Consider the following 18,573-nt stretch of genomic DNA (forward strand, 5'->3'; position numbering starts at 1 on the left):
AAAAATCCTATCCGGAGAATGCCATGTCCGTCGATCTTGCCACCGTGAAGCGCGTCGCCAAACTTGCCCGTATTGCCGTCTCTGAGGATGAGGCAAATCGCATGGTCGGCGAGCTGAACGGCATTTTGGGCTTCGTCGAGCAGCTTTCCGAGGTCAATGTCGATGGCGTCGAGGCGATGACATCGGTGACGCCGATGGCGATGAAGAAGCGGACCGACGAGGTGACCGACGGCAACAAGGCCGCCGATATCGTCGCCAATGCGCCCGTCACCGACCATAATTTCTTCCTGGTGCCGAAAGTCGTCGAATAAGGCTTCGAAAGCCTCTTTCCGACCCTGTTGCCATTTTCAAGATCTGAAGCGAAAACACGATGAGCGAACTCACCAGCCTGACCATTGCCGAAGCCCGCGAGAAGCTGCGCGCCAAGGAAATCACCGCAATCGAGCTGACCGAAGCCTATATTTCGGCGATCGATGCGGCCAATGAGCGGCTGAACGCCTATGTGAAGGTCACGCCTGATCTGGCCCGCGTCATGGCGAGAAAATCGGACGAGCGGATCGCCGCCGGCACGGCGGGCGAGCTCGAAGGCATTCCGCTTGGCATTAAGGATCTCTTCGCCACCGTCGGCGTCCACACCCAGGCCTGCAGCCATATTCTCGATGGTTTCGAGCCGCGTTATGAATCGACCGTGACGCAGAACCTCTGGGATGATGGCGCCGTCATGCTCGGCAAGCTGAACATGGACGAGTTCGCCATGGGCTCGTCAAACGAGACGTCCTATTACGGTCCGGTGATCAATCCCTGGCGGGCAGAGGGCTCCAACCAGCAACTCGTCCCGGGCGGCTCCTCCGGCGGCTCGGCCGCTGCTGTTGCCGCCCATCTTTGCGCCGGCGCCACCGCGACCGATACCGGCGGCTCGATCCGCCAGCCGGCCGCCTTCACCGGCACCGTCGGCATCAAGCCGACCTATGGCCGCTGCTCGCGCTGGGGCACCGTCGCCTTCGCCTCCTCGCTCGACCAGGCGGGCCCGATCGCCCGTGATGTGCGTGATGCCGCTATCCTGCTGAAGTCGATGGCAAGCGTCGACGCGAAGGACACCACGTCCGTCGATCTGCCGGTACCGGATTATGAAGCCGTCCTCGGCCAGTCGCTGAAGGGCATGAAGATCGGCATTCCGAATGAATACCGCGTCGATGGCATGCCCGAGGAAATCGAGACCCTCTGGCGCCAGGGCATCGCCTGGCTGAAGGATGCCGGCGCCGAAATCGTCGATATCTCCCTGCCGCACACCAAATACGCGCTTCCCGCCTATTACATCGTCGCGCCTGCCGAGGCGTCCTCGAACCTCGCGCGTTACGACGGCGTGCGCTACGGCCTGCGCGTCGACGGCAAGGATATTGTCGACATGTACGAAAAGACGCGTGCAGCCGGCTTCGGCAAGGAAGTCAAGCGCCGCATCATGATCGGCACCTATGTGCTGTCGGCCGGCTATTACGACGCCTATTACATCCGTGCCCAGAAGGTCCGCACGCTGATCAAGCGCGATTTCGAACTGGCCTTCGATGCCGGCGTCGACGCCATCCTCACCCCGGCAACGCCGTCCTCCGCCTTCGGTGTTGCTGACGAAAACCTCGCGGCCGATCCGGTGAAGATGTACCTGAACGACATCTTCACGGTGACGGTCAACATGGCGGGCCTGCCCGGCATCGCCGTGCCTGCCGGCCTCGACCATAAGGGCCTGCCGCTCGGCCTGCAGCTCATCGGCAAGGCCTTCGACGAGGAGACCCTCTTCAAGACCGCCTACGTCATTGAGCAGGCCGCCGGCAAGTTTACGCCGGCCAAGTGGTGGTAACGGGTCTCACGATCCGAAAGATGACATCCGCCGACCACGAAACGGTCGGCGCCGTCGGCTTCGCGGCATGGGCCGCAGCCGACGCCTTCGACGACAGTTATCGCGACCCTGAGGTGATTGCCAAAGTCAGACACGAATTCAGCGTTTTTCCGCGAGAGACAAAGGGTGAGATCTTCGTGGCCGAGCTCGACGCGGAGATCGTTGGCTGGGGCGCTCGTGAAGGCGAACCCAACTATGTGTCCGATCTCTGGGTGCATCCCACTCATCAGGCCAAGGGGGTGGGCGGGGCTCTGCTGTTGCATCTGTGCGAGCTGATGGCGGCCGAAGGACTGACGACCGTCCGGATCGACACGCATGCCAGAAACCTGGGCGCGATCCGGCTTTACAAACGCTGTGGTTTCACCATCATCTGGCACGGCATCGAATTCTCGAGGAGCATGGGCGTCCCACTCGAAAAGGTGCATCTGGAGAAGCTGCTAGGCTGAACAATAGCCGAAACTGGAGGGCTTCATGGCAGGCAATGATCTTATGCGCCTGATCGAGGCAATCGATCGCCTTGCCGCCGGCGGCTTCGCCATGGGCGCGGATTGGCAGGCGGTTCACGATATTTGTCAGCGCCACGAAGGCGAACAGCCGTTCGACTGGGGCCACGCCCTCTGCCATCGCATCGAGGGTGACGACTGGAATGCCGACTACTGGTATCGCCGCGCCGGCAAGACGCGCGGCTCGGGCGCAATGGTCGACGAGTGGGCGGCGATGCGGGCGGAATTGTCCGCAAAGGCTTGAGCTTTGCCCTGACCGTGTCGGTTTAAGGCGCGGCCAAAGTGAGTTGGTCGCCTAGCCCTATTTATGTCCGGCTGCAATCTGACTGCCCCCAGCTGCTATGGGCTTCTTGTCTCCCGCGTCAAAGGATGCGCTATGGGCGACAGTCTTCAACCTGCTTCAAGACTAAAAATCGTGGGCACCTACCGTTATTCAGAAAAGGTCGGAATGCGGGACTGAACGACTCCACCAGCTACGAAGCCGACGGCCAGACGATATCGATCGCCTACATCCAATGCGTGACGACCATCTTCAGCTATCCGCCGACCCGGCGCTGGCTGGATCGGGTGACGACGGCTATGGGCACGACGGTGCTGATGGACAATCAGTACACTCGTGACAAACTAGGCCGGATCAAGACGATCACCGGTCTGGCAGGCAACGACAACTGGACCTATGGCTATGACGATCTCTCTCGTTACCACCTCGCTACAGATAAGGAGTATGGGATGGGCAGTTCAAAGTTCGAAGATCCGCGATTGGGCGTCTACTGCTGCGGCCATATGTTCCGGCGTGAACGGCCTGCGCGCCTCGTTATTAGAGAAGAGGGTGACTGGCAGTTTTTATGCGGGGGTGTTGATCACAGTGATCCGCTTGAACCATATCACGTTAGCGTCGGCGTCTTGCTCGATGCCGACTCGACGCTTAATCAAATCGCAGATCTTCCGCCAGAGTGGGAAGCTGAGCGTGCTGAAGTTGGAGGCGCCTGGCTGAGAACTGTCGGGAAGCAATAATTAAGCGCCGATTAGGATGGCCGCGCTTCAGGTCTGGCCATTCATACCTGTTTGTCTCAGTGGTAAGTCATGCGTAGTCTACCGCCGTTACTCTCCGGGACTACACACGTAGCGGTATGTGCTGTTGACCTTTGGATCGAGCTATGAGTATCGCGCCTACGACCCACTCGGCCGTCTGCTGGGAGTGCGTGACCCGAAGGCGCGCAATGGACCTACACCTACGATCTGCTCGGCAACCGGCTGACGGCAAGCGATCCGGATCTCGGCAACTGGTCCTATGACTATGACGATGCCGGCCGGCTGATCCGCCAGACGGATGCGCGGCGCGGTGACGACGATCGCCTACGACCAGATGGGCCGGGTGCTCCGCAAGGAGGTGACGGAACCGGGTGCGACGGTGCCGACGCTGCTGGCTGAGAACAGCTATGACGAGCCCGCCGCCAGCGGTTCGTTGCACAATGCCGGCATGCTGACCAAGGCTGAGAATGCCAATGCGACGGTGACCTACAGCCGCTTCTACGATGGCGCCGGTGACAAGAGCATCACCAGCACGACGATCGACGGAGCGACGAACACCACCACGGTTGAGCACGGGCCGACCGGCAAGACGACGGCGATGAGCTATTCGCCGACGACTGTCGCCGTCGGTGAGACGATGTCGCCCTGGCTCTATAACGAGGCCGACCCGCTATCGAGCATTCCCGGACTGGTCGATGCGACGAGCTATGAAGCCGATGGCCAGACGACGTCGATCGCCTATAGCAATGGCGTGACGACGAGCTTCAGCTATTCGCCGACGCGGCGCTGGCTACAACGGTGCTGATGGACAATCAGTACGGCCGCGACCGGCTCGGCCGAATCAAGACGATTACCGGCCTGGCGGCCAACGACAACTGGACCTATACCTATGACGATCTCTCCCGTCTAACCGGCGGCGACAACAGCCTCGACGAGACCTACAGCTACGACACCAATCACAATCTTCTCGCGCGCAGCCGGATCGGCGCCTATCCCGGCTCGATTGGGCGAGATGGTGAAGCCGCTGTCCGCGCTCAGGTTGACATTGGGGCGAAGGAGAAAATCACCGTAAATGGAAGGGTTCGAATTCCTGATGGGATCACGCGATCAACGCTGTCAGAGGTGAAAACGTCGGAAAGCTGAATTTCACCCAGTAGTTGAGAGATTACATCGACATTGCCATTTCTCGGGGTTTGCGCTTCGATCTGTTCGACCGACCAACGACACAGAGATCAGGGCCTCTCCGAAGGGCAATTGAAGACGGCTTTATAATCGAAGGGACATAGAACGGTGATTATTGAAGGAGTGGGTCAGATATAGGAGAATGAAATGGATATTTGGGCCATTCGCGATGCTCGGTTGCTTGAAGAGGAGCAACCTATTGTCAATGACCTGCGGGAGGCGGGCGCGAACATCACGTCTGTTTGGGACCTGGTTAACAGCAGGAGTGGACATCCAACCCTGGTGCCGATCTTGATGAAGCATTTGCAATTACCTTATTCCGATCGAACACGAAATGGGATTGCCAGAGCTCTAGCGGTTCCCGCGGCCAGTGAATATTGGGATTTCCTTGTTCAGCAATACATCAACGCAAAACAGGGCAAAGGCCCCGTTTTCCCCGGTGAGGAGACGGAATTCGTGCTGGGTTTTAAGGAGGCGTTAGCTTGTGCGCTTTCCGGATCAGCAACTGAAGACACGCTCCCCCAGCTTATTGAGCTGGCAAAAGATCCCGCCCATGGAGAAAGCCGCCTCTTGCTGATCGGACCTTTAAGACGCTCGAAGGCTGCTATCAGCAAAGATGCGGTTGACGAGTTACGACACGACCCGCAACTCGCTAAGGAAATTAACTCCTGGCGTAAGAAGTAATGACGGCGTCAGCTCCTAAACCACAGCCGTGACAAACTAGGCAGGAACAAGACCATCCCCGGCCTGACACGCAACGAAAACTGGAGCTATGGCTATGACGATCTCTCTCGCGTGGCCGGAGCCGACAATGCCGGCGACAACACCCTCGACGAGACCTACAGCTACGACACCAATCACAATCCTCTCTTACGCGCACGGATCGGCGCCTATGTCTATCAATGACGGCATGAGCGATCCGTCCGCATGCGGCAACGCAGATCGGCGCCAAGACCATCGACTATGCGACTATGACGCCAACGGCAACATGGTCTCAACGGCAGCCGCACACTGACCTGGGACGGCGCCAATCGGTTGTCGAGTGTCACCCCATAGGTCGCCTGCGAGTAGAAGCTGGGCCCCCGACCGCGCCGGTCTGAGGCGCGACCAGGGTTGGGCACTTGACCTATCTGTTGTCCAACTGCGATCTGACCAGCCTCAGCCCCCTTTCGGTGATCCGGTAGGGCTGGCCGCCTGAAGACCTGATCGCCTTCAGCCGTTTCAATCTCCTGAAGAGATCGAGGTCGACGCCGGGATAGAGCCAGCCGTCGCGGGTGAAGCAACTGACGTTTTCGATCTTTCTGTAGTCGTCGCGGGTAATTTCGATGCGGCCGCCTTGGGCCATGAGATGCAGGATGCGCTGCTCCGTGCGGGAAATGTCCATGTTGTGAGATCCGGTATCGCGCCGTAGGGGCGCACAAAAACGATCTGGCGCTCATTCGAACGTCAGGGCTTCGTTTTTTTCGGGCCCATGCGCGCAAGACAACTTGCGGGCAGGGCCTTTACCGGGTCTCAGGCAGGCTCAACATAAAACACCTCGACAAGATCTATTATTCAGCCCGGAAAAAGCGGTCAAGAGCATCCTTGTCGGTGAAAACCGGTCAAAAACACTGGTTTCGGTTGATCATCCCTTTGCAGCTACTGGTAAATTCCGCGACTCAGTGATCTAGCTAGAGGGGTAACGCGGAGGTGTCGTTGATCCACATTCGCAATGCCCGAGACGGGGAAGCGGAGCTCTTGAGCGAGATCGGGCTCAGGGCCTGGCAGAAGGCGATGGCCTCGATCGGCGAATCGGATGCGATGATCGACGCGGCGCGCAACGCCTTTCGCCACTTCGTGGAGAATGACTGGCTGACCATCACGGTCATCGAGCAGAACGGCCAGGTCGCAGGCTGGGCTGCACGCGAGGGATTGGACGAAACCATCTCGGATTTCTGGATCGATCCCATCTTCACCCGGCAGGGACTCGGCTCAGCCCTTCTCGAACGCATCGAGAAGGATATCGCCGGCCGAGGCTTCGAGACGGCGGCGGTGCAGACTCATTCCGGCAATAGCGAGGCAATCGGCTTTTTTCGGAAGCACGGTTACGGCATCCACTGGCTGTCGGTCGCCTATAATCCGAAGCTTGACCGCGACGTGCCCTCTGTCGGGCTGACGAAGCCGCTGGTTTCGGGCAGCCCAGGCGGCTATGGGCAGGAATTCTGAAGTTTAAAAATCCAGATGAAGGCGAGGGGCCCATAACGGCGCGAAGACCAGCGCCGCGGCCAAGGCGCCGTGGAGGACCAGGATCGCCGCCAGCATCGACCGGAACGGCTCCTTCCTCGTCTTGTGGCGCAGGAGCTGCTGTGCCGCCACCGCACCGAGGCTGCCGCCGATCAGCGCAAGGGTCAGAAGCGTACGCTCGCTGATGCGCCACCCGCCCTGGCGCGCCGCCTGCTTGTCGAGGAAATAGACCGAAAAGACGATCAGGTTCAGCGCCAGAAACAGTGCGGCCAATTTGGTGATGTCGGTCATCGTCATGCGGCTACACTGCCATGCCCCGGTTAACCCAAGGCAAATGTCGCCGCCCTTCGTCAAACCGCCGTGTGCGATGGGGAAAGCCTTGCACCGGAATGCCATTTCCTTTACCTCACCAGTGGAAAAGAACAGCCTGCAAAGAGCATCAGATGACCATTGTCGACGTCCGCACGCCCGATCCGAAACGCTTCATCCCCGGCGCCACCGGCGACTGGGAGGTCATTGTCGGCATGGAAGTCCACGCCCAGGTGCTGTCCAATTCGAAGCTCTTCTCCGGCGCTTCGACGGAATTCGGCAAGCCGCAGAATTCGAACGTATCGCTGGTCGATGCCGCCATGCCCGGCATGCTGCCCGTCATCAACGAGGAATGCGTCAAGCAGGCCGTGCGCACCGGTCTCGGCCTCAAAGCTGAGATCAACAAGCGTTCGCTCTTCGACCGCAAGAACTACTTCTACCCCGACCTGCCGCAGGGCTATCAAATCTCGCAATACAAGGATCCGATCGTCGGCGAGGGCAAGATCGTCATTTCGCTCGGACCGGATCGCCAGGGCCAGTTCGAGGATATCGAAATCGGCATCGAGCGCCTGCACCTCGAGCAGGATGCCGGCAAGTCGATGCACGACCAGCACGCGACCATGTCCTATGTCGATCTGAACCGTTCCGGCGTGGCGCTGATGGAGATCGTCTCCAAACCCGACATGCGCTCATCCGATGAAGCCAAGGCCTATATGACCAAGCTGCGTTCGATCGTGCGCTATCTCGGAACCTGCGACGGCAACATGGACGAAGGCTCGATGCGCGCCGACGTCAACGTCTCCGTGCGCCGTCCGGGCGAGGCTTTCGGCACGCGCTGCGAAATCAAGAACGTCAATTCGATCCGCTTCATCGGCCAGGCGATCGAATACGAAGCGCGCCGCCAGATCGGCATTCTGGAAGACGGTGGCACGATCGATCAGGAGACACGCCTCTTCGACCCGAACAAGGGCGAGACCCGTTCCATGCGCTCCAAGGAAGACGCGCATGATTACCGCTACTTCCCCGATCCGGATCTGCTGCCCCTCGAATTCGACGATGCCTTCGTCAAGGCGCTCGAAGCCGATCTGCCGGAACTGCCCGACGACAAGAAGGAGCGCTTCGTGCGTGAACTCGGCCTGTCGGTCTACGATGCCTCCGTGCTCGTTTCCGAAAAGGCGATCGCCGATTATTTCGAGGCAGTGGCCGCCGGCCGCGACGGCAAGACGGCGGCAAACTGGGTGATCAACGACCTGCTCGGTGCGCTCAACCGTACCGGCAAGGACATCGAACAGACGCCGGTCTCGCCGGCTCAGCTCGGCGCGATCATCGACCTCATCAAGGCCGGAACCATCTCCGGCAAGATCGCCAAAGACCTTTTCGAGATCGTGCTGACCGAAGGCGGCGATCCCGCCGAGATCGTCGAATCGCGCGGCATGAAGCAGGTGACGGATACCGGCGCCATCGAAAAGGCCGTGGACGAGATCATCGCCGCCAATCCCGAACAGGTCGAAAAGGTCAAGGCGAAGCCGACCATGGCGGCATGGTTCGTCGGCCAGGTGATGAAGGCGACCGGCGGCAAGGCCAATCCGCAGGCGGTCCAGGCGCTCGTCAAGGCGAAGCTCGGCATCGAGGAATAACCGTGTATTTCGTCCGCACCGCCGGAGAGCGCGACCTCGAGAAGGTGCGCGCTCTTCTGGTGGAGAGCTTTCACGCCACCTATGACGAACTCCACGGCAAAACAAAGGTGGACGATCTGATCGCCCATCTCTTTACGCCGGCAGCGCTGAAGGCGCGGCTGGCGCGCAAGGATGCCGAGTTCCTCGTCGCCGATAATGGCCGCAACATCGGCGGCGTGGGGTATGCAGCGATGTCGCAAGCGTTGACGAAGACGGTCATGCTGCATCTCCTCTACGTCAATCCGTCGCTGCAGCGCCAGGGCATCGGCCGCGATATCTTCGCCGAGCTCGAAACCTGCTTTCCGGACGCTGAGATCATGCGTCTGGAAGTCGAGCCGCAGAATGCGGCGGCGATCGCCTTCTACCGGGCGCATGATTTCACCGAAATCGGCCGCAACGAGAACAGCGCACCCGGACAATCCGGCATTCCCTCGCTGATTTTCGAAAAACCGCTGGAAGGGCATTAAGACCGTGGCGGTCGAGTTATCCGATATTCTCATTCGCCAAGCGCAGGGGGACGATCTGCCGGCGCTTGTGGCGATGTTTGCCGCCGATGCTCTCGGCGGTCACGGCGATACGTCGGATGCCGAGGCTTTTGCCGATTATGCCAAGGCCTTCGCCGTCATTGAGGCTTCGCTGAACCAGACGCTTTATGTCGCAGAGTGCGGCGGCGAAGTGGTCGGCACGTTCCAGACGATGCTCACGACCTCGCTGACAGGCCGTGGTTCTTCGACGATGATCATCGAGGCGGTGCAGACGCGGGCCGACATGCGCGGGCAGGGCATCGGCACTGGAATGATCGAATTCGCCATATCAGAGGCAAAAGGCCGCGGCGTGCGGCTGGTACAGCTGACCTCGAATGCCATACGCAAGGATGCCCATCGTTTCTATGAAAGGCTTGGCTTCAAGCCTTCGCATCTCGGCTTCAAGATGGCCTTGAAATGACCCTTGCCTCTCGTGGAATCGCTGGACAATTCGGCTTGGCGACGGCATAAGCGAGGAGCTAAATTCTGGTTTGGCCCGCACTGGCGGGCACAAGGAAAAGACATGCGGAATCTTCTGGTTCAAATCTTCACCTGGTGGAACAGTCAGACGATAGGCACGCGTTTTGCGACCTGGCGTTTTGGCAAGCGCGTCGGCGAGGATGAGTTCGGCAACGTCTATTATGAAGGCGGCATGTCTTCCTATGGCCTGCCGAAGCGCTGGGTGATCTACAAGGGTTATGCCGAAGCCTCCGCCATTCCGCCGGGCTGGCATGGTTGGATGCATCATCGCACCGATGTTCCGCCGTCCAAGGAAGACTACGTCGCCAAGGAATGGCAGAAGACGCATCGTCCGAACCTCACCGGTTCGCCACAGGCCTACCGTCCGCCGGGCTCGCTCGCGGTTCCGGGCGAGCGGCCGCGTGTCACCGGCGATTACGACGCCTGGACGCCCGGCAACTGAGACGGCCCGACCGGGCGATCGCAAGCCCGGCTTTTGGCCACAATTGACCTTTACCCGCAGGTTGGCCGCGCTTGACAGCGGCCGTGAACCGAAAATGTCTGGAGACGGGTGCATATGAAGCTCTTCACGCGGTACATGGTCCTGCGTGGCGCCGGATCGCTGCTGGCGCTCTCGGCTCTGCTTCCACCGGTTGCGGCGCATGCCGCCCGCATTGACAATCCGGTTGCCGTCTTCTCTGGTCTCGACAAGATCACCGGCCGCATCACGACGTTCGATGTCTATGTCAATGAGACGGTACAGTTCGGCGCCCTGCAGGTGACGCCGAAGGCCTGCTATTCGCGCGACCAGGCGGAAGCGCAGAAGATCGACGGCTTTGTCGAAGTCGACGAAATCACCCTCGACCGCAAGATCCGCCGCATCTTCACCGGCTGGATGTTCGCCGACAGCCCCGGCCTCAACGCCGTCGAGCATCCGATCTACGACGTCTGGCTGAAGGACTGCAAGACAAGCTCGGACGTCCCGGAACCCGACAGCGCCAAGGCGCCGGCTCGCTGATTGATATCAGCTAGGCAGACGCCAAAAAAGCTTCACAATTTCGGCGCCGTCTCCTGGTTAAGCCGCGAGCCTATGCCGTGGGTGTCTTGTTTCGCGTGAAAAGACCTTTGGCAAACCGAAGCGCACCGCCAAGCACGATGACAATAAGGATACCGGCCTTTTTCAGAAAGGCGGCGGCAAGCGCCAGGAGCCCCACCTTTGCGGCGATCTTGGCGCCCGCACCCGCGGCGATCATGCCGGCCATTCCGTAGGCCGCGATCTTGTCGCCTTCGACGAAGTCGGTATAGGCCATTCCCTTGTCGAACTGCACGAGCGTCGTGACGGTCGGAATGACCTGCTCGATCTCCTTCAACTGGTTCAGGCCAGCCACGAAATCGAACTCGAATACGCCCTGGCGACCAAGAACGCGCACGGAGTAGTTAAGCGTATGTGGGGCTTGCGCATCATCACCGAAAAGCAGATCGCGCGCCCAATGCATCGCATGCGCAGATTTGTCGTAATGCGGCGTCGAGGCCCAGCCGACAAGCGTGATCTTTTGAAAACCCTGCTTTTCGCGCTCGACGTTGTTTTCCCGAATGGAATCCTTGATGTTCTGCAGCAGTTCATCGTAATCGGTCGTGGCGGCATCGGCGTCTGAGACATAGCCGTCGGCGCTGTATTCGACAATGGAACCCCAGGCCGCGATATCGGTCGGCGCGTATTTCGCCGGGAAGATCATCCCCATCGTTCCCTCAGCAGCCTGCGGCGGATTTCCCCAGATATCGACCAGCACCTTCTTCGTATCTGCGGAATTGAGATAGTAGAAGCCTTCGGGCACGTTCAGCATTGCCTTTGCAGCAGGCAGCTTGATTGCACCCTGTTGAAAATCGAGCTTTTGCAGCAGTGGTTTTTCTGCGTCCGAAAAAGCCCTGGCAGGGAACATCTCCTGGTAAGGGCGTGCCCCGGCTTGACCCGTGAACAAGGCGAAAAGGATTGCGGCCGCAAAATATCGTTTCAAAATTCTATCCCCCGTTGCATGGCCGAGCCTATTCAAATCGGCCTGAAAATCAACGCAAGGATGAAACGATCACATTTAAAACTTCAGGTGTGGCGATTCCATCGCGTTGGCAAGCAACAACGCATATTCGGTCTTCGGCACGTCGATCGCTCCGAACGTCTTCAGGTGCTCGGTGGTAAATTGCGTATCGAGCAGCGTGAAGCCCTTTTCCCTCAGCCGGTCGACCAGGTGTACAAGGCAGATTTTCGAGGCGTCCGTCCGGCGTGAAAACATGCTTTCGCCGAAGAAGGCCGAGCCAAGCGAGACGCCGTAGAGGCCGCCGACCAGTTGATCGCCGTCCCAGGCTTCGACGGTATGGGCATGACCGATTTCGAACAGCGTGGAATAAAGCGATCGGATCGTCTGGTTGATCCAGGTGCTCGGGCGTCCCGATGTTTCCTCCGCGCAAGCCGCGATCACCTGGTCGAAATCGTGATCGAAGCGGATTTCGAACGGTTTCCTGCGCACCGTTTTTGCGAGGCTTTTCGAGATATGGAAATCATCGAGCGGCAGGACGCCGCGCAATTCCGGTTCGACCCAGAAGATCTCCGGGTCATCGGCGGACTCGGCCATCGGAAAGAGGCCGATGGAATAGGCGCGCAGGAGGATGTCAGGGGTTATGCCTGGTGACTTCCTGCGCGATCCTGCCATTCCTGTCCTATGCCGCCGGCGTGTTGGCGAGGTAATGTTCCAGCCAGTGGATATCGTAGTCGCCGTTGGCGATATCCTGGTTGGAGACGAGATCCTGGAACAACGGCAGCGTCGTCTTGATGCCGTCGACGACGAATTCGTCGAGCGCGCGGCGCAGGCGCATCATGCATTCGACACGGGTGCGGCCGTGCACGATCAGCTTGCCGATCAAGCTGTCGTAATAGGGCGGAATCTTATAACCCTGATAGGCGCCGGAATCGATGCGCACGCCAAGGCCGCCCGGCGCATGGAAATGCGTGATCGTGCCGGGGGAGGGCACGAAGGTGCGCGCGTCCTCGGCATTGATCCGGCATTCGATCGCATGGCCGGAAAAATGCACCTCGTCCTGCGTCACGGAAAGACCGCCGCCGGAGGCGACGCGGATCTGCTCGTGCACCAGGTCGATGCCGGTGATCGCTTCGGTGATCGGATGTTCCACCTGCAGGCGGGTGTTCATTTCGATGAAATAGAACTCGCCGTTCTCGTAGAGGAATTCGATCGTGCCGGCGCCGCGATATTTCAGCTTCTTCATGGCATCGGCGCAGATCTGGCCGATCTTCATGCGCTGCTCGACGTTGAGCGCCGGCGAATTCGCCTCTTCCCAGACTTTCTGGTGGCGGCGCTGCAGCGAGCAGTCGCGTTCGCCGAGATGGATGGCATTGCCTTCACCGTCACCGAAGACCTGGATTTCGATGTGGCGCGGCTTGCCGAGATATTTTTCCATGTAGACGGCATCGTTGCCGAAGGCGGCTGCCGCCTCCGTGCGCGCCGTCGACCAGGCCTCGATCAGATCGGCCTCGCTCTTGGCGACCTTCATGCCGCGCCCACCGCCGCCGGCCGTTGCCTTTATCAGCACGGGATAGCCGATTTCGGCCGCTGTCCGCAGCGCATCCTCTTCGGTCTTCACTTCGCCATCCGAGCCAGGAACAACGGGAATGCCGAGTTCCAGCGCCGTCGTCTTGGCGGTGATCTTGTCGCCCATGATGCGGATGTGATCCGCCGTCGGCCCGATGAAGGTGATGCCATGGGCGTCGAGAATATCGGCGAACTTGGCATTCTCGGAGAGGAAGCCATAGCCCGGATGCACGGCGTCGGCGCCGGTGATCTCGCAGGCGGCGACGATCTGGTGGATATTGAGATAGCTCTCGCGCGAGGAGGGCGGACCGATGCAGACGCTTTCGTCGGCAAGGCGCACATGCATGGCATCGGCGTCGGCGGTGGAATGCACCACGACGCAGGCAATGCCGAGCTCCTTGCAGGCCCTAAGCACGCGAAGGGCGATTTCCCCGCGATTGGCGATGAGGATTTTCGAAATCATGGGCTTGGGCCTATTCGATGACGACGAGGGCTTGGCCGTATTCGACGGGATGTCCGTCGTCGACGAGGATCTCGGTCACCTTGCCTGACTTTGGCGAAGGAATTTGGTTCATCGTCTTCATCGCTTCGATGATGATAAGCGTCTGGCCTTCCTTGACGGTGGCGCCGATTTCGATGAAGGGACGTGCGCCCGGAGCCGGCGCCATGTAGACGGTGCCGACCATCGGCGCATTGACGACATTCGCCGGGTTGCGGCCGGGTGCTGCGGCGGGCGCGGCAGCGGCGGCTGCGGGAGCGGCGGCTGCGGCCGGGGCGGCAAAGGCCGGTGCAGCAATCGGCGCCTGGACGTATTGCGGCGTGCCGCCGCGCGAAACGCGGATGCGCAAGTCGTCCTGCTCGACCTCGATCTCCGTCAGATCCGTCTCGTTGAGAATATTGGCGAGATCGCGGATCAGTGCCTGATCGATACCCGATTTCTTTTCAGCCATGGTGTTGCCCTGTCTTCTTCTTATGCCGTGATGTTCTTCAGCGCATGCAGCGCCAGGATGTAGCTGTGAGGCCCGAAGCCGCAGATCACGCCCTTGCATGCCGGCGCGATCATCGACTTGTGGCGAAATTCTTCCCGTGCATGGACGTTGGATATGTGGAGTTCGATGACGGGAATTGATATAGCGCGGATCGCGTCGTGCAGCGCGACTGACGTATGCGTATAGGCGCCTGCATTGATGGCGACGCCGGCAGCCTTTTCGTCGGCCTCGTGGAACCAGTCCACAAGCGTGCCTTCGTGGTTGCTTTGACGGAAGTCGATATCAAAGCCGAGTACGCGCCCGGCTGCCTTGCAGTCTGCCTCGATGTCCTTGAGCGTCTTGCCGCCATAAATGCCGGGCTCTCGTTTACCCAGCATGTTCAGGTTTGGGCCGTTCAGGACAAAAATCGTTTGCGTCATCGAATGTTCCGTAAATGCACGACGGCAACCTATAGACTCCGCGAGGGCTGAATGAAAGCCCTTAAGGGTTGGCCGACAGGAATCGCGCCACATTTGTCCACATGGCTGAAACGCTTCGATTCTGGCGATTTGATGAGCGGCCGGTCGGCTGCCTGATTCCTCAGCAGGCGGTCTTACCGCAGCTGCGCATGTTCTTCACCTTGGCTTCGAGATCGTCGAGCCCGACGGCGCCCGGGACCAGCTCGTTGCCGATCACATAAGAGGGCGTGCCGCTGATGCCGAGGCTGGAGGCAAGCTGATAGGTCGCCTGAACGATCCCATCGTTCGGGCTCTTCGCCATCTCGGCGCGAATCTTGTCTTCGCTGACGCCGAGAGAGCCTGCGACAGCGATCGCACTGTCTTCCGAGGCGCGGCCTTCGCTGCTGAGAAGGGCGACATGGAAATCGGCATATTTGGCAGGCGCCAGCCTGCGGAAGGCGTCGGCCACTTTGTGGGCGGCAACCGAATCCGGCCCGAGGATCGGGAATTCCTTGAGGACGAAGCGGACGTTCGTGTCCTTCTTCAGCATCGCCTGCATGTCGGGAAGCGCGTGGCGGCAGTAGGTGCAATTGTAATCGAAGAATTCGACGACGGTCACATCGCCCTTGGGATTGCCGAGCGTGACGTCATCCTTTGAATTGAAGATGTTCGCGGTGTTCTCCTCGATCGCCATATTGGCCTTCACCAGCCGCGCGGCTTCCTGCTTCTTCTGCAGCGCGTCCTGGACGTCGAGCATGATCTCCGGGTTTTCGATCAGATATTGCTTGATGAATTCGCCGAACTCCTTCTTCTGCTGATCGTCGAGCGCTGCCGCCGGAAACGGGAGCGCGATCGATGCGGCGAGCGCCAGTGCGGTGAAGCTTTTTGAGAAGAAGGCCATGATATCCTCGTCATCGGCGATGTGGTCTTGGTCGAGAAAACCGTCGCCGGGTTATGGACTTGAACGCGTCGCGTCAAGGTACGGGGTGTCGAGTTCTGTTCAAACAGGAATTTTCATCCCTGCGCCGCCCTCGCGGGATTGTGATGAGCCGATTAATGCGGCAATTGTCTGGCCAATAGCGAAGAAGCCGAGCGAGAAGCGATCTTGTTTTCCATATCGAAACGCAGCGAAGTCGAGCCTTTTCATGCCATGGACGTGTTGGCGGAGGCGACGAAGCGGCGGGCAGCCGGCCACGCCGTCATCTCGATGGCGGTCGGCCAGCCCTCGCATCCCGCGCCTCAAGCTGCGCTCCAAGCGGCACGCGCCGCCCTTGTCGAAGGCCGGATCGGTTATACGGATGCGCTGGGGACGGCGCGGCTGAAATCCGCACTGGCCTGGCACTACAGGGACCGTCACGGCTTGGAGATCGATCCCAAGCGCATCGCCATAACCACAGGCTCCTCGGCAGGGTTCAATCTCGCCTTCCTCACGCTTTTTGATGCCGGCGATGCCGTGGCGATCGCAAGACCGGGTTATCCCGCTTATCGCAACATTCTCGGCGCGCTGGGGCTGAAGGTTCTCGAAGTGCCGGTGACGGCCGAGACCCACTTCACCCTGACACCCGAGAGCCTCGAGGCGGTGCAGCAGCAAAGCGGCGTCAGGCTCAAAGGTGTGCTGCTTGCAAGCCCCGCCAATCCGACCGGCACCGTGACCGGCCGTGACGGGTTGAAGGCGCTTGCGGATTACTGCGCGGCCCAATCCATCGCCTTCATCTCCGATGAGATCTATCATGGGCTGACCTTCGCGGGAGAGGAGGCGAGCGCGCTCGAGCTGACGGACGAGGCGATCGTCATCAACTCCTTCTCCAAATATTACTGCATGACCGGCTGGCGAATCGGCTGGATGGTGCTACCGGAACGGCTGGTGCGGCCGATCGAGCGGGTGGCGCAGAGCCTCTATATCTCGCCGCCCGAGCTCTCCCAGATCGCAGCGGTGGCTGCGCTTGGCGCAAGCGAAGAGCTCGATCATGTCAGGGCGAGCTATGCCGCAAACCGCGCGCTGCTGCTCGACCGCCTGCCCAGGATCGGCCTTGCGCCCGCTTCGCCGATGGACGGCGCCTTCTACGCCTATGTCGATGTCTCGCGCTTCACCAATGACAGCATGGGCTTTGCCAAACGCATGTTGGCCGAAATCAACGTCGCGGCGACGCCGGGCCTGGATTTCGATCCTCTGGAGGGACACCGAACCCTGCGTCTCTCCTATGCGGGTTCGCAAGGAGAGATCGCCGAAGCGGTGGAGCGGATAGCAGTCTGGCTGAAGTAGGGCTGCGGGGCAGGCGGCTGCTTGCCTCCTGCTCCTTAAATTAGCTACGCGACGAAAACAGCGAGGCGAGGGTCGAGGCGGGCTTGTTGTTCAGCCGCGGCACCACCACGAGCTGCTTGATCTCGCCGCGTTTGTAGGCGGCCAGGAAGCGTTTGTAATCCTTGAAGGAAACGCAGCCATTGGAATCGCCGTTCTTGCCGAGCATATAGGTGTGGGCAAGCAGGCCGACGCGGTCATAGATGGCATCCGAGCCTTCCACCGGTGTCAAGCGCAGCGCTTCGACACCGTGAAAGAGGGCCTCGCGCATCGTGAGGACATAGGTATGCGGCGGCGTCGGTCCGCGCATCTTCTTGTCCACGTAACGCGGATTGTCGCGCATCTTGCCGAGACCGGAATGAGCCTCCAGCCGTTCGCCGTTCGGCAGATAGACGGTGCTGTTTTCGATGTCGTAGATCGCGACACCTGCCCGCAGTTTTGGCGAGAAGACCGGCTTGTCGTAGCGCGGCACGGCATCGTCCTCATCGTCCTCGATCGGCGAGTTCGGCTGGGCATAGGCCAGGACAGGCCCGGCAGAGCGCTGTGCACCCTTGACGGCCGGCGCCGGTTTGCCCACGAGTCCGTCCGGACGCGCCATCGGCAACGGCACGGAACCTGCATCGGGCGACAGGACGAGATCGAAGGGTTGATCCTCCGCCGCTGCGACCTCCACCGGTGCGGATTCTGTTGCAGGAACCGAGGCGGTCCTGACATGAGAGGCGGCCGGCTCGATCAGGGCGGGCGCGATCTGCCGGGGGTCGGCATCAGCAAGCGCGAGCATTGCCTGGAGTTGGGCCGCGGCGACGGCCTCCTTTGACGGAACGATGATCCGGTTGCCGTCGTCTTCTTCAATCTCTGCCGAGGCGAGTTCGACCGGCGGCGGCGCGATCGCATCATCCTTGCGGAACTTGGCACTGTCGGAAATCGCGGCGACGACCGGTTGCTCGGCAGCCATGACGAGCCGATTGTTCTTCGTAAGAGCCGCCAATGCCGTTGCGGCAGCGGCAGTCTTTTCGGCGTGAGACTGGATGAGGCTTGCCGTCAGCGGCATCTTCGGCTTCGCGTTGAAGGCGGTCAGCCGGTCACCCTTGCCGACATGGATCAACCTCTCAAGGCGAGTTGACGGCGCCGCCTTCGAGGCGGCCCGGATCTGTGCCAGGCTATCGGCTGGAGAAAAGGGCGCCGCGACCGAATGCATCGTTGCCAAGGTCGCGATCAGCCATGTTGAGGTTAAAAGCCCGGCGCCGATGACACCGTAAAGAAAACCGCGAGATCTGTGCGAACGCAAAGCAGATCCGCCAAGAGGGGCGACGTTATCCAACGTCCCTACCGCAAACGCCATACTACACTCGTCTTTCAAACTCGCTACGCAGGCCGGCGGCACTGACTGACTAAAACTTCGCCGGGGCCGGTAAGGGCGCAAAGGGGCCGAATTTAGGCCGCTTGCGAC

General features: G+C 60.2%; 24 protein-coding genes. 15 read left to right on the forward strand and 9 right to left on the reverse strand.

From position 1 onward, the window contains the following. The first annotated feature begins 23 nt into the window (after positions 1-23). The 8 genes from gatC (at position 24) to AMK02_RS09465 (ending at position 5,292) form a co-directional block, all read left to right on the forward strand. Positions 24-311: an Asp-tRNA(Asn)/Glu-tRNA(Gln) amidotransferase subunit GatC gene (gene gatC / locus AMK02_RS09430; protein ID WP_009992749.1), complete on the forward strand. Its 288-nt coding sequence runs from the start codon at positions 24-26 to the stop codon at positions 309-311. Positions 312-370: 59 nt separating this feature from the next. Next, a complete protein-coding gene (gene gatA, locus AMK02_RS09435) occupies positions 371-1,852 on the forward strand; it encodes an Asp-tRNA(Asn)/Glu-tRNA(Gln) amidotransferase subunit GatA (protein ID WP_020921154.1) in 1,482 nt (493 codons plus the stop codon). A gap of 20 nt (positions 1,853-1,872) precedes the next feature. Then, positions 1,873-2,337, forward strand: coding sequence for a GNAT family N-acetyltransferase (locus AMK02_RS09440; protein WP_064802176.1), 465 nt, complete (start codon positions 1,873-1,875; stop codon positions 2,335-2,337). Positions 2,338-2,362: 25 nt separating this feature from the next. After that, the gene (locus AMK02_RS09445) at positions 2,363-2,638 is read left to right on the forward strand and encodes a hypothetical protein (protein WP_064802178.1); all 276 of its coding nucleotides are present in this window, start codon (positions 2,363-2,365) and stop codon (positions 2,636-2,638) included. A gap of 275 nt (positions 2,639-2,913) precedes the next feature. Further along, the gene (locus AMK02_RS31100) at positions 2,914-3,408 is read left to right on the forward strand and encodes a hypothetical protein (protein ID WP_145924222.1); all 495 of its coding nucleotides are present in this window, start codon (positions 2,914-2,916) and stop codon (positions 3,406-3,408) included. Positions 3,409-3,736: 328 nt separating this feature from the next. Further along, on the forward strand, positions 3,737-4,231 hold the full coding sequence (locus tag AMK02_RS31105) for a hypothetical protein (RefSeq protein WP_145924223.1): 495 nt from the start codon (positions 3,737-3,739) through the stop codon (positions 4,229-4,231). Beyond that, a complete protein-coding gene (locus AMK02_RS09460) occupies positions 4,225-4,569 on the forward strand; it encodes a hypothetical protein (RefSeq protein WP_145924224.1) in 345 nt (114 codons plus the stop codon). Before AMK02_RS31105 ends, AMK02_RS09460 begins: the two co-directional genes overlap by 7 nt. A 186-nt stretch (positions 4,570-4,755) precedes the next feature. Next, entirely contained in the window at positions 4,756-5,292 is a 537-nt protein-coding gene (locus tag AMK02_RS09465) for a hypothetical protein (RefSeq protein ID WP_064802184.1), read from the forward strand. A gap of 442 nt (positions 5,293-5,734) precedes the next feature. Here AMK02_RS09465 and AMK02_RS09470 read toward each other — a convergent pair whose 3' ends face one another. After that, entirely contained in the window at positions 5,735-5,992 is a 258-nt protein-coding gene (locus AMK02_RS09470) for a YjhX family toxin (protein ID WP_064802186.1), read from the reverse strand. Positions 5,993-6,303: 311 nt separating this feature from the next. On the opposite strand from AMK02_RS09470, the gene AMK02_RS09475 reads away from it, so the two are divergent. Then, positions 6,304-6,813: a GNAT family N-acetyltransferase gene (locus AMK02_RS09475; protein ID WP_064802188.1), complete on the forward strand. Its 510-nt coding sequence runs from the start codon at positions 6,304-6,306 to the stop codon at positions 6,811-6,813. 3 nt (positions 6,814-6,816) lie between these two features. Here AMK02_RS09475 and AMK02_RS09480 read toward each other — a convergent pair whose 3' ends face one another. Further along, positions 6,817-7,128: a DUF1294 domain-containing protein gene (locus AMK02_RS09480; RefSeq protein ID WP_064802190.1), complete on the reverse strand. Its 312-nt coding sequence runs from the start codon at positions 7,126-7,128 to the stop codon at positions 6,817-6,819. Positions 7,129-7,274: 146 nt separating this feature from the next. Here AMK02_RS09480 and gatB point away from each other — a divergent pair, with 146 nt between their 5' ends. The 5 genes from gatB to AMK02_RS09505 all read left to right on the forward strand — a co-directional run bounded on the left by gatB (position 7,275) and on the right by AMK02_RS09505 (position 10,817). Further along, complete coding sequence (gatB, locus tag AMK02_RS09485; RefSeq protein ID WP_064802192.1) at positions 7,275-8,777, forward strand: Asp-tRNA(Asn)/Glu-tRNA(Gln) amidotransferase subunit GatB; 1,503 nt, start codon at positions 7,275-7,277, stop codon at positions 8,775-8,777. A 2-nt stretch (positions 8,778-8,779) separates the two neighbouring features. Next, positions 8,780-9,283 (forward strand): GNAT family N-acetyltransferase, encoded by a 504-nt coding sequence (locus AMK02_RS09490; protein ID WP_064802194.1) that lies wholly within the window; start codon positions 8,780-8,782, stop codon positions 9,281-9,283. Positions 9,284-9,287: 4 nt separating this feature from the next. Further along, positions 9,288-9,761 (forward strand): GNAT family N-acetyltransferase, encoded by a 474-nt coding sequence (locus AMK02_RS09495; protein WP_064802197.1) that lies wholly within the window; start codon positions 9,288-9,290, stop codon positions 9,759-9,761. A 102-nt stretch (positions 9,762-9,863) separates the two neighbouring features. Further along, complete coding sequence (locus AMK02_RS09500) at positions 9,864-10,262, forward strand: NADH:ubiquinone oxidoreductase subunit NDUFA12 (protein ID WP_064802199.1); 399 nt, start codon at positions 9,864-9,866, stop codon at positions 10,260-10,262. 114 nt (positions 10,263-10,376) lie between these two features. After that, the gene (locus tag AMK02_RS09505) at positions 10,377-10,817 is read left to right on the forward strand and encodes a DUF2155 domain-containing protein (protein WP_064802201.1); all 441 of its coding nucleotides are present in this window, start codon (positions 10,377-10,379) and stop codon (positions 10,815-10,817) included. Positions 10,818-10,887: 70 nt separating this feature from the next. Here the strand turns inward: AMK02_RS09505 and AMK02_RS09510 are convergent, their stop codons facing one another. The 6 genes from AMK02_RS09510 to AMK02_RS09535 form a co-directional block, all read right to left on the reverse strand. After that, the gene (locus tag AMK02_RS09510; protein ID WP_064802203.1) at positions 10,888-11,814 is read right to left on the reverse strand and encodes a DUF2167 domain-containing protein; all 927 of its coding nucleotides are present in this window, start codon (positions 11,812-11,814) and stop codon (positions 10,888-10,890) included. A 75-nt stretch (positions 11,815-11,889) separates the two neighbouring features. Continuing rightward, positions 11,890-12,504 (reverse strand): leucyl/phenylalanyl-tRNA--protein transferase, encoded by a 615-nt coding sequence (gene aat, locus AMK02_RS09515; RefSeq protein ID WP_064802205.1) that lies wholly within the window; start codon positions 12,502-12,504, stop codon positions 11,890-11,892. A gap of 7 nt (positions 12,505-12,511) precedes the next feature. Then, positions 12,512-13,861 carry an acetyl-CoA carboxylase biotin carboxylase subunit gene (accC, locus tag AMK02_RS09520; RefSeq protein ID WP_064802207.1) on the reverse strand — a complete coding sequence of 450 codons (1,350 nt, stop codon included), beginning with the start codon at positions 13,859-13,861 and terminating at the stop codon, positions 12,512-12,514. A gap of 10 nt (positions 13,862-13,871) precedes the next feature. After that, positions 13,872-14,348: an acetyl-CoA carboxylase biotin carboxyl carrier protein gene (gene accB / locus AMK02_RS09525; RefSeq protein WP_064802208.1), complete on the reverse strand. Its 477-nt coding sequence runs from the start codon at positions 14,346-14,348 to the stop codon at positions 13,872-13,874. A 20-nt stretch (positions 14,349-14,368) separates the two neighbouring features. Next, on the reverse strand, positions 14,369-14,806 hold the full coding sequence (aroQ, locus tag AMK02_RS09530) for a type II 3-dehydroquinate dehydratase (protein ID WP_064802210.1): 438 nt from the start codon (positions 14,804-14,806) through the stop codon (positions 14,369-14,371). Positions 14,807-14,966: 160 nt separating this feature from the next. After that, the gene (locus AMK02_RS09535; RefSeq protein ID WP_064802212.1) at positions 14,967-15,725 is read right to left on the reverse strand and encodes a DsbA family protein; all 759 of its coding nucleotides are present in this window, start codon (positions 15,723-15,725) and stop codon (positions 14,967-14,969) included. A 204-nt stretch (positions 15,726-15,929) separates the two neighbouring features. Between AMK02_RS09535 and AMK02_RS09540 the strand changes: the two genes are divergently transcribed. Further along, on the forward strand, positions 15,930-17,087 hold the full coding sequence (locus AMK02_RS09540) for a pyridoxal phosphate-dependent aminotransferase (protein WP_064802214.1): 1,158 nt from the start codon (positions 15,930-15,932) through the stop codon (positions 17,085-17,087). 40 nt (positions 17,088-17,127) lie between these two features. On the opposite strand, the gene AMK02_RS09545 is transcribed toward AMK02_RS09540, so the two are convergent. Beyond that, positions 17,128-18,465 (reverse strand): DUF2778 domain-containing protein, encoded by a 1,338-nt coding sequence (locus AMK02_RS09545; protein WP_064802215.1) that lies wholly within the window; start codon positions 18,463-18,465, stop codon positions 17,128-17,130. Positions 18,466-18,573: the final 108 nt, after the last annotated feature.

Origin of the sequence: Rhizobium sp. N731 (assembly GCF_001664145.1) — a bacterium.
Classification (GTDB): Bacteria; Pseudomonadota; Alphaproteobacteria; order Rhizobiales; family Rhizobiaceae; genus Rhizobium; species Rhizobium esperanzae.